Below are 15,733 nucleotides of genomic sequence, written 5' to 3'. Positions count from 1 at the left end.
CATTTGCAGCGAAAGTGGCGTTATTGCTTCAGCAATTACACCACCGGGCGTGTTGAAGACTCGCGGGTTTTGCGAGGCTTCAACCGAGGTCCGAGACCGCTTTCTGGCTCGGGCCGTTCCGCGCAGCAATTGAATACTCTCAGCTCTGGAAACGGCCAATCCAATCCCTAATCACAGAGAGGAACTTTATTTTTCAACATTAATAAACGAACGTGCTGGAACTCTTAAAACTCGATATTCCATTGCATAATGATTAGCTTTTAATCCTAACCCATTGATAAAGTTGTTCTTATATTTAGCATGAACAGTAATAACATAAGCATCTTGATACTTATTATCATACTTTTTAATTTTCTTCATAGGCCAATTCAAATGCAAGCCAGATACAGTAAATGGCAATGTCGCATCTGAAATTGTGGCATTTTGACTTGAAACTGTATACGTCGAATTATTTACCCAATATTGATAGACATCTGTCGCTGTATTGGATTCTTTCTTATCAATCTTGACATAGTACCCTTGACCGTCATTAGTTGTCTGAACAATCATTGGATTGTACTTATATGACACAACAACTTCACTTTTATCGGTCAAATCAACCTTCGTAAACAAGCTTGTATATAATAAGCCACTGACAGCAAAGATAACGACTAAGATCTCAACGAAATCCAATAAAACAGTTGTTCCTGTGATTTTCCCTTTTTTTACTACTAAGATTTTTAAATGACGATTTCTAATATTAAATACTACGAAGACCAATAATGCAATTACAATAACCCATGCAATAATTCCCACAAAATTCCAAGAACTCATAGTTTTCTCCCAACTAAAATTAATTGTCTTAAACACTTCATAACTCTATAATAGTTATTACGCTAATTTTACCACGAATCGAAAAATTATTTAAAATTGAGATGCGATACGCCAAAAAATGTGTGGGTACATACGTTTGTCGGCTTTTTATAATGATAGCATAACCACGCTATATCGTGTATTGACCGTTACATCGAATACAATATATTGTGTTTCAGATTTCAAATGATTATACTAATTGAGAATAGCACTTGAGAGGAAGTAATAACATGAACAACGTAATCGTATATAGCAAAAATAACTGCATGCAATGCAAAATGACTAAGAGATATCTTAAAGAACACAACGTTCCTTTTGAAGAAAGAAATATCAATCAAGACCCTGAATATCTATCTACTCTTAAACAACAAGGATTCCAAAGTGTCCCTGTCGTTATGAATTCAGCTATGGACCCAATCGTCGGTTTTCGTCCAGATAGTCTAAAGGAGCTCGTAGACTAATATGAAAGAGTTAGCTTATTATTCAATTACTGGTCAAACCAAGCGTTTTGTTAATAAGCTTGGAATAGATGGATATGAAATTACCGATGCCGATCCTTTTTATCAAATGGGTCGGCCATTTATTCTTATTGTGCCTGCTTATGACGACGATATGATGGACCCTGTAATTGATTTTCTACAATATGAAGATAATGCCAAGAACTGTGTCGGTATCGCCGGTGGTGGCAATCGTAACTTCAATACGCTCTATAATCATACGGCTAAGGATATCGCCGCTGGTTTAAATGTGCCTGTTGTCTTTGAATTCGAATTCAATGGTACCCAAAAAGATGTCGAAAACTTTCAGAAAGTAGTGAATGAAATTGGGATTAAATAACCTCGATGCAACTAAGCTTAGTTATTTTAAATTAAATAACGAAATCAACATCCCCGTAGATGACAGGATTCCACTAAACAAAGATAAAGAAGCCGTTATAGCGTTCTTTAACGAAAATGTGAAACCTAATACGATGAAGTTTGATACTTTCCAAGACCACCTCGATTATTTGATCAAGGGTGACTTCATTGAAAAATCAGTTATCGACAAGTATGAAATTGAATTTATTGAAAGTCTTTATCAACATTTGTTAGACCAACATTTTGAATTTCAATCATTCATGGCAGCCTATAAGTTTTACAACCAATATGCCTTAAAAACTAATGATGGTAACTATTATCTTGAAAACTATGAGATGAGAATCCTTTTTAATGCCCTTTTATATGCCGACGGTGACCAAGATCTTGCTAAGAGTTTGGCAACTGAAATGATTGCTCAGCGTTATCAACCCGCTACACCATCATTTTTAAATGCCGGTCGCAAGCGTCGTGGTGAATATGTTTCTTGTTTCTTACTTCAAGTTACTGATGACATGAACAGTATTGGTCGGACTATTAATAGTGCCTTACAACTTTCACGTATCGGTGGTGGTGTCGGCATTACCCTATCGAACTTGCGCGAATCTGGTTCACCAATCAAAGGTATCGACAATTCATCATCTGGTGTCTTACCCGTTATGAAATTATTGGAAGATAGTTTTAGTTACAGTAACCAACTTGGCCAAAGACAAGGTGCTGGTGCCGTTTATTTGAATGTTTTCCATCCCGATATCATTGAATTCTTATCTGCTAAAAAAGAAAATGCTGACGAAAAGATTCGTGTCAAAACTCTTTCCCTTGGTGTCATCGTACCAGATAAATATTATGAATTAGTTCGTAATAATGAACCAATGTATCTATTTAGTCCTTATTCAGTCGAACGTGTTTATGGCAAACCATTCTCATACATCGACATTACTAAAGAATATGACAATATGGTCAAAGATGATCGTATCAAGAAATACAAGATTGATGCCCGTGAACTTGAAGATGAAATAAGTAAGCTTCAACAAGAATCTGGCTATCCATATGTCCTAAATATCGATACTGTTAACCGCACCAATCCTATCGACGGTAAGATCATCATGAGTAATTTATGTACTGAAATTCAACAAGTTCAAATTCCTTCTGCATTAAATGATGCTCAAGAATATACTAAATTGGGAACTGATGTCAGTTGTAATCTCGGTTCAACTAACATTTTGAACATGATGCAAAGTCCTGATTTTGGTCAATCGATTCGTTCGATGACTAGAGCTTTGACATTTGTCAGTGACGCTTCAAACATCACATCTGTCCCTCCAGTTGCTAATGGTAACAAGATGAGCCACGCAATCGGTTTGGGCGCTATGGGACTACATACCTTTTTGGCTTGCCATCATCTCGAATATGGCTCACCTGAGGCAATTGAATTCATCAACGTCTACTTCATGTTGCTAAATTACTGGACTTTGGTTGAGAGTAATAATATTGCGAAAGATCGTCATGAAACTTTTGCTAACTTTGACAAATCTAAATACGCTGACGGAACTTACTTCGACAAGTATCTCGAAAATAGCTACGCTCCAAAATTACAGAATGTTAAGGATCTTTTCGATGGCATCTTTATTCCTGAAGAAAAAGACTGGGCCGAATTAAAGAGTAACGTTATGACGGATGGCCTTTATAACGCCTATCGAATGGCAGTTGCCCCTACCGGATCAATTTCTTACATCAACAACACTAGTGCCAGCTTGCAACCTGTTACACGTTTAGTTGAAGAAAGACAAGAAAAGAAAAATGGTAAATTATATTTCCCAGCACCTTTCTTGAGTAACGACACAATCAAATATTACAAATCAGCTTATGACACTGATATGCGTAAAGTTATCGATACATACGCTTCAGCTCAAGAACACATTGACCAAGGTATGAGTTTGACTTTATTTATGCGCTCTGAAATTCCAGCTGGATTATACGAATGGAAAGCTGCTGACGAGACTAAACAAACAACACGTGACCTAAGTATTTTACGGAACTACGCTTATTACAAAGGTATCAAATCACTTTATTATGTCAGAACATTTACTGAGAATAATGATGAAATTGGCAGTAACGAGTGTGAAAGCTGCTCAATCTAGGAGGAATTTTTTATAATGGTTGATACATATTACAAATCAATGAACTGGAATAAACTAGAAGACCAAATCGATAAGGAAACTTGGGAAAAGCTAACTTCTCAATTTTGGTTGGATACCAGAATCCCTCTTTCAAACGATTTAGACGATTGGCGCACTTTGAATTCTGCTGAGCATACTGTTGTCGGACACGTCTTTGGTGGTTTAACACTCTTGGATACATTGCAGTCACAAGATGGTATTCAAGCAATGTTAAAGGACACTCGTACCCAGGCCGAAACTGCTGTTTTCAATAACATTGAATTTATGGAATCAGTTCACGCTAAGAGTTACTCTTCAATTTTTAGTACCTTAAACAGCGCTGAAGAAATTGAAGAGATATTCGACTGGACCGACCACAACGAATATCTGCAAAAGAAAGCTAAGTTTATCAATGATATTTATCAAAATGGTGAACCACTTCAAAAGAAAGTTGCCAGTGTTTTCCTAGAAAGTTTCCTATTCTACTCTGGTTTCTATACACCACTCTATTATCTTGGTAACAACAAATTAGCTAACGTTGCTGAAATCATCAAGTTGATCATTCGTGATGAATCAGTCCATGGAACTTATATCGGTTATAAATTCCAACTTGGTTTTAACGAATTGAGTGACGACAAAAAAGCTGAGATGAAAGATTGGATGTACAATTTACTCTACACTCTTTACGATAATGAAGAGAAATACACCCGTGAATTGTATAAAGAAGTTGGCTGGGTCGATGAAGTCCTAGTATTCCTTCGTTATAACGCTAACAAAGCACTAATGAACCTTGGTCAAGAGCCGCTCTTCCCTGATGGTAACGCTGAAGATGTCAATCCTATCGTTATGAACGGTATCTCAACCGGTACAAGTAACCATGACTTCTTCTCACAAGTTGGTAATGGTTACTTGATGGGTAAAGTTGAAGCCATGCAGGATTCCGATTATGATATTGGACGTACTGGTGACAACAAGACACCTGATGGTAATTCATTGTTTGATAAAGTTAAGAAATTGAAGTAGAGCTGATTTACTACAATTCAAAAAGATGATTTTGAATCGAATAAATTCGATTCAGAACCATCTTTTTTTTTTTGGCAATGACTAAGAAATATCTTTAGGTATAAATTGTGCAGTTAAATAAATTTACGACAAAAATTTTTCAAGACATTCTGATAAAAATATCAATTAATAAACAGAGTGTGCGACAAGACTATTGTTGGAATCAAATCAAAGAGACACTGTAATCCATCCAATTTTGGATTACAGTGTCTCTTTTTGTCTTAATGTCTGAGAAATCAATTTCAAACCATAATTTACTTAGTGATATTATTAAACAACTTTTTAGTGAGACCTTCTAAACTGTCCCATTCTTCTTGCGTAAAACCACTTTTACTAACTAATGCTTTAGGCAAATCCTTCACTGCTTCTCGTTTCTTGAGACCTTCTTCGGTCAAATGAACATTAACTACCCGTTCATCTGTTTTGCTTCTCTGACGAACCACCAAATTCTCATGTTCGAGACGTTTTAATAATGGCGTTAAAGTACCCGAATCGAGTGCCAATAATTCACCCATCTGCTTGACTGACAATTCTTTATATTGATACAGTGCTACAAGTACTAGGTATTGTGGATATGTGATGCCATTCGCACTCAAGCCGTCATGATACAACTTTTGAATGGCACGTGATGTTGCATAAAGTGAGAAACATAAATGATCGTCCAAAGGAAGGGGCTGACTCGTATCTACAAACATCTTGTTGCCTCCTTTAATACCGTATTTACCATGTATTCTATGCTTTTCAAACTCAATTGTAAATTATTCTATTTTGCACAACCCAATAAGTAAATCAGTTTTGCTTCATTATATTAATTATTAATATTTACAACATTTTATTATTTATTTTATATAAAAATACAATGGACTTAACTCTTTTATTACGTGTACGCCATCTCTTTATTTGGTAAACTTCAAGTGTATAAGGAATTGCGCGCATGAGGGGCTTTTATGAAAAATTCTAATATTTTCAAAAAAATAACACTTATTTGTTTCGGAATAATTTTATTATCCAATAATCATTTGACTACCAAAGTCTATGCAGCTGATACCAATCAGGATTTTCAGAACGCTCTAGCTACTACTCCTAAAGGATTAACTTGGAGAGATGACGATTTTACCGTTGCTGACTTTGCTAAAGCTTTTGAGAATCGAAAAGCTAACGGTACTAATCTTGGTAACAATAGTAATTCATTGGTAACTGCAAATGCCAGTCGAGTTAATAATGCAAAAATAACTCAATCAACTAACCCTGTTAATCCCAATACTAGTGTCATCCAAATGACGAATGCCACTTGGCAAACTGGGGCTGTTTGGGGAAATATGACCAATGATAATTACTTCGATACTACCCATGAACAAATAGCCTCTATGTGGATTTATTTCGGTAAAGTTAGTGGGGTTACTCCTGCTGATGGCATGGCATTTGTTCTTCATAATGATCCTAACGGTGATAATGCCATTGCCCTTTCTAAAGACGGTATTCCTGTTAACGGACAGTCACTAGGTGTTTGGGGGGCGGATTGGCAAGTTAGAAATAACCAATCTGATCAATTATCAAAAACAGCAATCCAAAACAGCTGGGCTCTAGAATTTGATACTTTCACCAATTTTGAGGCACGTAATATTACCGGTGAAGGTAATACTTTTGACAATAATATTTTAAATATTCAACGTCCTGATCAACACATCGCAGCTGGATACCCTGCCGATCCAAAAACATATACTAACGGAGTAGGCAATTATGGTAGAAACTACTTCACTATGAATCACTCTATGGATAATTACCCATCTCCATATATATTTTCGAGTTATAATTACCCACCCACAAATCTAGTTGACAGTGCATGGCACCATATAACGATTAAATGGACTCCAGTAAACGATACTAGTGGTAATCTGTCATATGCTTATAATGACAAAAATCCTACAACAGGCGCTCCTTTGACACCCCAAGCTAAGGAATCCTACAATGTTAATTTAACTCAATTAGGCATAACAGCCGAGAATAAAAAATTATACTGGGGCTTCACAGGATCAACTGGTAAGAATTATCAAAATAACTTAATTGTCTTTGAATCTATCCCCTCATTCGTAGATGCTGATGCTAAACCAGCCGTCTATGATGATTCTCAAGGTGGTGCTGAAGTTACTAACAGCAATACGTTAGTCGATCCAAACTCTGATATCAGATACACCTATTCCTTAAATTACAAAGGTTGGACCAGAACTTGGGACGGTATCAATGCATTAATGAAGGTTCCTAATAACGTCACCTTCACTAGCGGAACAGTGACCTACCCTGACTCTCCAAACGACAAAAACCCCCGTCCTATCCCAACAGAGGTTTTTGAAAACGTAACGAACAATCAACTAGAATACTTACTACCAGAAGGATTAGATTCTCATAGTCGTAACGCTAAAATTGAATTAAAAGGCCATACAATTGCCAAGGCACCTACTCAATTAACCGTTCCTTCAGTTCACGCGTCATTTGAAGGTGACAACTTGATTACAGGTGCTGATACACAGGCTTTTAAAATTCGCGCTCGCCTATTAAGTTTGGAAAGTTCATCTCCAAATCCAATCACTTTAAAGCCACATGAAGATACTAACGTTCCTGGTAAGGTCACTTATATCGGTAGTGGCTCACCCCCCAATTACAGTAGAATGAATGTTTATCAAACATTAAATGGAATAACTACTAATTTAGGAACAATTGTCGACTCTACTGGAAATTTCAACCTACCTATCAGTGCTGACCAATTGAGCAAGATCAACACACTCTCCTTCTATGTTACCGATAGTCTTGGCAACACCAGTAATACCATCTCACGTCAGATAAGCGTTGGTGGATTATTAGCCTTTGGTTACATTCAAGATACTGTCTTTTTCAAACCAACAAATGGTTCATTTGAAGATAAAATCATCCCTCGTTTAAATAATTGGCAAATTGATGTTGTCGATAGTCGTGAAAAGGGTAGCAACTGGTCCGTACAAGCTAATGCAACGAATTTAACACTTAATAATAATGGTAAAACGCCATTAAAAGGTAATTTAATCTATCGTGAGCCTTCTGGAAAAGACCATAACCTTCTTAACAATACAACTGGTGTTGCCACCCATACAAAAGATATTGAAGAACCACAGACCAAGAACATTACAGATACTTGGACTAACAACAGCGGTATTCTATTGTCGATGAAAAAGGGTAATCCCGAAGGGCAATATCAGGGTAAAATCAATTGGATCCTGTTAGATTCACTTCCCAACATTTAAAATTCTAAAAACTAAAAGGTGAAAAAGTGATATGACCGTTGTTGTTACAGACCTAGCGTTAATCTATTTAAACAATCAAGAGTTTTCGTTTTATTATTCCTTCAATTAAAAAACCAAATCAGTTGGAAGATTCGAGACCACTCTTTGGCTCGGGCTGTTCCGTGCAACAATTGAATGCTTTCAGTTCTGGAAACAGCATACTAACTAAGCCTTCAACCTTTAGTTAAATATTAAAACTAACAAAAATGAGTTGTATCATACTTAATTATTCGGTTCTTTAAGTATGATACAACTCATTTTTTATATAGTTTACCTATAACTGAAGGTTGAAAGATGAAAAATTAATCTAACGATTGTTATTACAGGCCTAGAGCTAATTTATTTAAATAATCAGAAATCTTCATTTTATAATTCCTTCAATTAAAAAACCAAATTAGTTGGAAGAGCTGAGAGTATTCATTTGCAGCGAAAGTGGCGTTATTGCTTCAACACGAGGAACGAGTCCGCTCTTTGTCCCGGGTCGTTCCGCGCAGCAATTGAATACTCTCAGCTCTGGAAACGGCATACTTAACTACGATAACCCAAGAACATCGCAAACATCAGAATAACTAAAACAATCGATGTAATAACAACGTACAAAGTATCGTGTTCTTTATAAAATGCATATATCGAAACAACAACCCGCAATACTGGTGTCAAGATTAATAAGAAGACACCCAACATTATAACGGCATAAGATTTACCTTCTGCTATTCCCGCAAAAATTGTCGAGAAGCGTTGTGGGAAATCAATCATTGAGTGACCATTTCGAACAACGGTTGGATAACCAGCACCATTCATAAAGTACAAGCCCATACCAATCAAGATAACAATAGCAGACGTTATAACGCCGATACGTAAAATTTGACCGATGATTAACTCAACTTTTCGAGTTTCTTCATGTGATTGCATTAGATAGTCACCCCAAATCCTTTAAGAGCCATTTGTAGACCCATATAGAGAATAATAGGAATAAAGATCATTCTGATTACTCGAGGTTTCAACACTTGCATCAAACGGGCACCCACTGTGGCACCAGCCAAAACCCCAATTGCCAAAGGTGCAGCAATATCAGGTCGAATGGATCCATTGAAGAAGTACACTGTTGCACTAGCAGCAGCGGTAACACCCATCATCAAATTACTTGTTGCACTTGATGGTTTCAAAGGCATTTTCATAATAGTGTCCATAGCAATAACTTTGAAAGCACCACTACCGATCCCCAATAAACCGCTAGCTAAACCAGCAGCCCACATCATGATGAATCCGCCTGGAACATTTTTCATTGAATAATCAATTTGCTTTTGCTCAGCCTTGTCATAGTAGGTACTAGCAAGTTTGAATTTTTCAACGATTTCGCCCGTTTCCGTATAGACGGTTTCACCCTTTTTATCGAATAACTTACGAATCATATTGTATGAAGAATACAGTAAAAAGAATCCAAATAAGACGTATAAGAAATTACTTGAGAACACTCCGACTAACAGGGCCCCCATAATAGCACCAACCGTCGTCGCAATTTCCAAAAACATAGCAACCCGAAGGTTCAGCATATCATCCTTTAAATAAGCAATTGTTGAGCCGGAACTCGTTGCAATAACTGAGATGATACTAGCACCAATTGCATACTTAATATCTAGACCCATCATGATAGTCAGTACCGGAGTGATAATCATTCCGCCACCAATCCCCAAGATTGCACCAAGAACTCCAGCTGCAACTCCCATTACTAGGAGTAGTAGCATTGAATTCATTATTTATCCTCTTTTTCTACTTCCTCTTTCTTAGAAAAATTTTCTACGGAAGTTTCATAGTTCTCTTTCATTATATCCATTGTGTGTTTAATTTCATCATTTTTTAAGTTATTTTCTGAAATTAAATCAATGTGAAATTTGGATGCGTTTAAAAATTCGCAACTAGTAGAAAGATAAATTTTTGTTTCGGCCTCAGCGTCATCATCGAAGAAATGAGTGACTTTCTTGGCATCTGCGAATGGCAAATTGATTACTCCTGTCTCTATATAAAAGTCAATTTCGAACCCAGCATCTGCCACATGGATCATAATTTGAGAAAGTTTATTATCGGTAGCGTCTTTTTCAAGTTGTTCCTTGGCTTTATTTAGTGACCAAAGGTCTTCTTGCAGCAAATCATCCTTACTAATATCAACACTAGTTTGGTTGAATTCTCCTTCTTGAACTTTCTCCATAAAATCAGCAATTTTAATTTTCATACTATTCTCCTAAAGGTATTTTTCTAAAAAGTTTTCCACAGCCATCTGGTAGTTTTTTGAATCTATGTAGTAGCTCCGAATGTGAATGCCAAGGCTTTCATACGTTCTTTTTTCGAATTGTCCACATGTGGATAACTCGTCTCGCATTTCAAAAGGAACGGTCAAATCATTCTTACCATGCATAAACATCATTGGCAATTTATTCTTTTTCAAAGCCTCGCGACAATCTGTTTGCCGATACGAAAAACCAACTCGTATTTTCGACATCAATGAAATTCCACCAATCAGTAATTTACCCTTAATATGGTAACGTTTCTGACAGTGATAACTCAAGATATCATTCGCACTCGTGTACCCAGAATCTTCAATTATTAGTTTAACATTTTTCGGCAATTCATACTGTGATGTTAACATAACCGTCGCTGCTCCCATTGAAGCACCAAATAGAATAATTTTATCATTTGGACGTTCAGATAAAAGCTTTTTTATCCAATCCAAAACATCAAAACTTTCCAAATACCCCCAGCCTAGATATTTGCCTTCACTCTTACCGGCTGCTTGATTATCAATCTGTAAAACGTTGCAACCGAGTTTATCGAATAACTGAGCGTGAACATTTAACGATGTGTGATCGACTCCAAACCCATGGACCATGATTACCGTTACATCATCGTTATTGTCCGTCATCCAACCATACAGTTGATTACCCGTATTACTAGATTCAATCTGCCATGCCTGCTTAGGCCTCTTTACAAACGTCTCCGTTGCTTCTGCTAGTCCGTCATCCATTTTTACTTTCGGAGCTTCTGAACCTAAAGCTTTGGAACCTCTTTTTTGAACATATAAAAAAAAGGCGTTCAGAATTAGAACGACTAGTAATAACAATATCAACAAAATAATTATCATGATATTCCCTCACTTATACTAATTCTTTTACACCTATCATTGCTACAGCAACTACGATCATTGAGACTGTTATTCCGACAAACAAACTTGAGAATGACAATGCGGTAACGACCAAACTACCTGCATATGGTCCAATGGCACGTCCAAGTGAACCAAAAATACTATAGAAACTTTGGAACGTTCCCCGATTCTTGTTTGTCGACATTTTGCTCAACAAAGCTGGAATCGTTGGGAAAACCATGGACTCACCGATAGTCAAAACTAACATACTCATAACGTAAGCTAGATATGACTTAGCTCCTGGCAACAAGAGGAATGATAATCCCATAATAACTGTTCCTATAAAAATTTGATACTTTAATAATTTGAAAATTCTTGAAACAACCCGATTCATAACTGGCTGAATAATCAAAAGTGAAGCCGCATTGATCGTGAAAACCAAACCATACTCGCGTGTTGTATAACCTTGATTCAACATATAAGCAGACAAATTACTGTCCCACTGTGAATAACCAAGCCAAACGATAAAGATCGAAGCACAAATAATAATCATATTTACATTAAAGCGACTCGCACCGATCTCAATTTTGGGATCGACTGTATCGCTACTTAAATAACTTTTACCAATAGAATCATCATGTTCATGAACTGTATCCAATAAATTAGCTTTAAATAGTAAAATAATGCCACTAACAACGAATAGTAACATTGGAATGAAGAAAGTGAAAAAGATGCTCCACTTAAAAATAAATCCAACGGCTGTAGAACCGATTGCAATTCCAATATTGGCAGCTAAGTACATATTATTAAAAATAACTCGACTGTTTCCTGACATTTGTTCCGCAATGAAGGCCGTATAAGCATTAACTGCTGTATACACTAATCCCATACCGAACCCTAAAATGAACAGCATAATCGCATATGTTGGCCATATATGGTGAAATGACATGCCTAATAGCGAGAGAATCGAAATAATATAACCTATGTATAATGTTCCTCGTTTTGAAAAACGATCAAACATTATCCCTCCTAGGGCATTACCGATCATCATAAAGGCCGAATAAACCATTAAAGTAAATCCCGCTGTTATTAATGATTCATGTAAGTTCTTGTGAATGAATATTGTATTCACTGGTAAAATAAATCCCATCACTAAGTTGAAAGTAATATTCAAAATTAGTAACCAAAGTCTTTGAGCGCGCATCCTTTTCACCTCTTCTATGTATTTTTTTCAATAAAAAAACCATGGCTTAAATCATCCATGGTTTTTGTCGGTAGTACTCAAGATGAGCAAATAGGTCCCCGTTCACAGCAGTTTCCTATAGATATCCCTCACATATCCGGTGAGTAGTGCTCGATACCCTACCTCATAAGTGCCGTCCAAATTCGACGGCTCTCGACTCATCGCACAATGTGTATCATAATATATTCTGAAAATAGTTGCAACACTTTTCATTAAAGATTTGGATTTTCATCAACCTTTTCTTCAGTCCAAATCTTATAAATCAAGTTCAATAAGCCACCCATTTGGCCATCGACACCGTTATACATCCAACGATAAATACAGACATCTTTTTTCATTTCATCTTCTGGTGGGTTGGCGCTATTGGCAGTAACAACAATATCAGCTTCTTTAGGATCACTCACGATTTTTGCATATGGCAACGATTGAAGAGTCACTGCTAAATCAGAGTAAACCAAGAAGAATGATTCAAGTTCCAGATAAACCTTAACTTGAATATTCTTGTTATACAGTGAGAAGAAACGATAGGCGATTGCATAAATTGCTTCAGAAATTTGCTTTGATTTGCCAGTCAATGATTGATACTTGTCACGTAACATCAAATGTTGAACCGTTGAGTAAATTTTACTCTCTAAGCCTTCATCATTGAGTTTACTAATAGCATCACCGAATCCAGAATACAAATTCAAGATTTCAATGTAATTATGATCAAGTGCCAACACTCCGATAATACATGTTGTTAAATTATACTTATATCTCAAAAATTCAGAATGTGACATTGCCATATCTGAAACAGTTTGTTCAATATCAATTGGAATAAGTTCCAAGAAATCATCAATAAAGTTAGCAAATAATGGATTATATCTAACCAATTGCTTTGAAACTGATTGAAGATAGTCTTCAGAAACTTCAAAGGTTGCGGGAACACACATCAAAAGAATATAAAAGTCAGCTGATTGGAACATTTGCTCTTCGTAACTAACATCTTCCTTAATAGCACGCTTCAATTCACGAACCTTCTTGCTGCCCGTATCACCTTCAAGCATTGAACCAGCACTTTCAAAAATATTAGGGAAAGGATAATTGATAACATTCAATGCGTCCATATTTTGCACGTGATTGCCGTCAATGATCCGATATAAGTGTGACATAACTACATAAGCGTAAAACATCTTAGTAATATCGTTAGTTGGTTTGAGACGATATTTATCCAATGCAATATCAACAACTTTGAAAGCCACTTTTTGCGTAAAATCTTCAAATGGCCAGACATATCCCCTAGTAGCATTCCAGTACAATGCTGCGATAGCCAAACGGATGGATTCTTCATCACCGACAAAGCGCATAGGTTCATAAGCAATACGAACTCCAAAGCGTTTTAAATAGCCTCTCATTGGTTTTAAGTGACGCAAAACAGTTGCCTTGCTACTTTCCAATGTTTCGTAAAAATGCTTAAATGAGCTCTCTTTGTCCTTAACAATGGCATCCAAGAATAGATAGCCGTCAGAATTAGTCGTTAGATACGCATGATAAGCATCACGTGTTACATTGAACATTTCTTCAGTACTATATTTTTCTTTGTTTAAAATTTTCTTGAAATCATCTTGGATTCCTAAGAAAGTATTGTAAACACTACCATAACTCTTATTCATTTGATAAGCAGCCTTACGTAAGTTGATATCTTTAACTAAGATATCACGACTACGATAAGTTCCGATTAAATCGGCACTAGCTAATTGAGTCGTTCTAATTAATTTAATTTTGTTAAATAATTGAATCTTTTCAATCTCTGATTTTGATAAAAATAGGTCAGTAAAACTATCCAAGAACTCCACCCCCGTAGATGCAATTAATTCCATAATAACAGAATATATTCAAACTTATTTTAAAACAATTATATTATAGTAAATAAATTTACATATAAGTAACCTACCATATTTCATTACTTAAATAAATAGACAGAAAATTTATCGAAATATGAACATAATTTATTATCTATACCAATAAGTTATTTTACGCTTTATTTTTAATAAGTATAGTGCCTGCTTGTTCCGTAATTCGGAAAAAATATTTTTTTATAAAAATAAAAAAAGAAACTGAATTTTTTTCAGTTTCTTTTTAATTTTATCTAAAAATTTTATATTGTCGCTTTATTTTTAAAAATATTTTTTCTGATCCAAGGGATTACCCAATAATCCAAACCAATCTTACCAGCATTGAAGCCACCGATAATAATGAAATATTCAAGAAAAATGTAAAGTGGATTTACAGAAATTGCTCCAGCTAACATGTATGAGAAGTTCATCATCAAACCAAAGAAGACAGCAGCAGTTGTTAAACAACCGAAGATCAAGCCTAATCCAACTAATAATTCACCCCATGAAACCATCAAACTCATACCCTTATAATGTGGCAAGATGGCACTAAGCATACTGTTGAACCAAGGATAAAGAACATTGCCCTCAGGACCTTTAACCGGGTTCTTTACTGCATTAGCTACAAGACCCTTAACTGCTCCAGCTGCTCCGCCAGAAACCTTTTCCCAACCTGCAAGTGTCCATTGAACACCTAAGTAAATTCTAATAATTGCTAAAATAACTGTAGCAATTTTATTATTACGCAAAAAATGTACCATCGATATTTCCCCTTTTTAAGTGATAAGTAACCTTCTTATTATAGAACTAATTGTTTTTATTTTCATAGTTTTCATAACTAATTATGTATTTACTTTATAAAAATGAAAATTACGTCTATATAATAGGAAGAAAGAGGGTATTGTGTTATAAAAAAAGAACCGTTTATGATCCCGAAGGGAGATAAACAGTTCTTCTTTTAGTTATTTAATGATACGAAAAAAGGAACTGACCTAAGTCAATCCCTTTATGTTAGCGTGGCAGCTCCCTATCCTCGCGGGTAGTTTCCCACCAACTACTTTCGGCGCGGAGAAGCTTAACTTCTGTGTTCGGCATGGGAACAGGTGTATCCTTCTCACTATCGCCACCACACTATTTTCGCTCGTACCTTCAAAACTAGATATTAAGAATAATGAATTAAATTTTGAATCACTTCGAACTGCTGTAAACTCTTTACTCGATTAAGTCCTCGATCTATTA

The 15,733-nt window shown here is 35.9% G+C and carries 14 protein-coding genes and 1 rRNA gene; 5 read left to right on the top strand and 10 right to left on the bottom strand.

Features of this window, described 5'->3' with window-relative positions:
- Positions 1-186: 186 nt before the first annotated feature.
- Positions 187-813, bottom strand: coding sequence for an LVIS_2131 family protein (locus FFM71_RS00075; protein ID WP_137610142.1), 627 nt, complete (start codon positions 811-813; stop codon positions 187-189).
- Positions 814-1,082: 269 nt separating this feature from the next.
- Here FFM71_RS00075 and nrdH point away from each other — a divergent pair, with 269 nt between their 5' ends.
- The 4 genes from nrdH to nrdF are packed head-to-tail and all read left to right on the top strand — an operon-like array spanning position 1,083 to position 4,888.
- Positions 1,083-1,313, top strand: a complete 231-nt coding sequence (nrdH, locus tag FFM71_RS00070) for a glutaredoxin-like protein NrdH (protein ID WP_137610141.1) — start codon at positions 1,083-1,085, stop codon at positions 1,311-1,313.
- Between the two features lies 1 nt (position 1,314).
- On the top strand, positions 1,315-1,689 hold the full coding sequence (gene nrdI / locus FFM71_RS00065) for a class Ib ribonucleoside-diphosphate reductase assembly flavoprotein NrdI (RefSeq protein ID WP_137610140.1): 375 nt from the start codon (positions 1,315-1,317) through the stop codon (positions 1,687-1,689).
- On the top strand, positions 1,676-3,847 hold the full coding sequence (gene nrdE / locus FFM71_RS00060; protein ID WP_137610345.1) for a class 1b ribonucleoside-diphosphate reductase subunit alpha: 2,172 nt from the start codon (positions 1,676-1,678) through the stop codon (positions 3,845-3,847). The genes nrdI and nrdE overlap by 14 nt, the downstream gene beginning before the upstream one ends.
- A 15-nt stretch (positions 3,848-3,862) precedes the next feature.
- A complete protein-coding gene (nrdF, locus tag FFM71_RS00055; protein ID WP_137610139.1) occupies positions 3,863-4,888 on the top strand; it encodes a class 1b ribonucleoside-diphosphate reductase subunit beta in 1,026 nt (341 codons plus the stop codon).
- A 293-nt stretch (positions 4,889-5,181) separates the two neighbouring features.
- On the opposite strand, the gene FFM71_RS00050 is transcribed toward nrdF, so the two are convergent.
- The gene (locus tag FFM71_RS00050) at positions 5,182-5,622 is read right to left on the bottom strand and encodes a MarR family winged helix-turn-helix transcriptional regulator (protein WP_137610138.1); all 441 of its coding nucleotides are present in this window, start codon (positions 5,620-5,622) and stop codon (positions 5,182-5,184) included.
- A gap of 252 nt (positions 5,623-5,874) precedes the next feature.
- Between FFM71_RS00050 and FFM71_RS00045 the strand changes: the two genes are divergently transcribed.
- Positions 5,875-8,202 (top strand): L-type lectin family protein, encoded by a 2,328-nt coding sequence (locus tag FFM71_RS00045; protein WP_137610137.1) that lies wholly within the window; start codon positions 5,875-5,877, stop codon positions 8,200-8,202.
- 567 nt (positions 8,203-8,769) lie between these two features.
- Here the strand turns inward: FFM71_RS00045 and FFM71_RS00040 are convergent.
- The 8 genes from FFM71_RS00040 to rrf form a co-directional block, all read right to left on the bottom strand.
- A complete protein-coding gene (locus FFM71_RS00040; RefSeq protein WP_137610136.1) occupies positions 8,770-9,153 on the bottom strand; it encodes a DUF1634 domain-containing protein in 384 nt (127 codons plus the stop codon).
- Positions 9,153-9,998 (bottom strand): sulfite exporter TauE/SafE family protein, encoded by an 846-nt coding sequence (locus FFM71_RS00035; RefSeq protein ID WP_171000428.1) that lies wholly within the window; start codon positions 9,996-9,998, stop codon positions 9,153-9,155. Before FFM71_RS00035 ends, FFM71_RS00040 begins: the two co-directional genes overlap by 1 nt.
- A complete protein-coding gene (locus FFM71_RS00030) occupies positions 9,995-10,471 on the bottom strand; it encodes a hypothetical protein (protein WP_137610134.1) in 477 nt (158 codons plus the stop codon). Before FFM71_RS00030 ends, FFM71_RS00035 begins: the two co-directional genes overlap by 4 nt.
- Before the next feature lie 9 nt (positions 10,472-10,480).
- Positions 10,481-11,377 carry an alpha/beta hydrolase gene (locus tag FFM71_RS00025; protein WP_137610133.1) on the bottom strand — a complete coding sequence of 299 codons (897 nt, stop codon included), beginning with the start codon at positions 11,375-11,377 and terminating at the stop codon, positions 10,481-10,483.
- Positions 11,378-11,390: 13 nt separating this feature from the next.
- Positions 11,391-12,581, bottom strand: coding sequence for an MFS transporter (locus FFM71_RS00020; protein WP_137610132.1), 1,191 nt, complete (start codon positions 12,579-12,581; stop codon positions 11,391-11,393).
- Between the two features lie 251 nt (positions 12,582-12,832).
- Positions 12,833-14,455 (bottom strand): helix-turn-helix domain-containing protein, encoded by a 1,623-nt coding sequence (locus FFM71_RS00015; protein WP_223876449.1) that lies wholly within the window; start codon positions 14,453-14,455, stop codon positions 12,833-12,835.
- Between the two features lie 302 nt (positions 14,456-14,757).
- Positions 14,758-15,255, bottom strand: a complete 498-nt coding sequence (locus FFM71_RS00010; protein ID WP_137610130.1) for a DoxX family protein — start codon at positions 15,253-15,255, stop codon at positions 14,758-14,760.
- 253 nt (positions 15,256-15,508) lie between these two features.
- Positions 15,509-15,625 (bottom strand): 5S ribosomal RNA (gene rrf, locus FFM71_RS00005).
- Between the last annotated feature and the right edge of the window lie 108 nt (positions 15,626-15,733).

This window comes from Companilactobacillus huachuanensis (assembly GCF_005404815.1).
In the GTDB taxonomy this organism is placed as follows: Bacteria; Bacillota; Bacilli; order Lactobacillales; family Lactobacillaceae; genus Companilactobacillus; species Companilactobacillus huachuanensis.
This window is presented reverse-complemented; position numbering and strand designations above follow the sequence as displayed.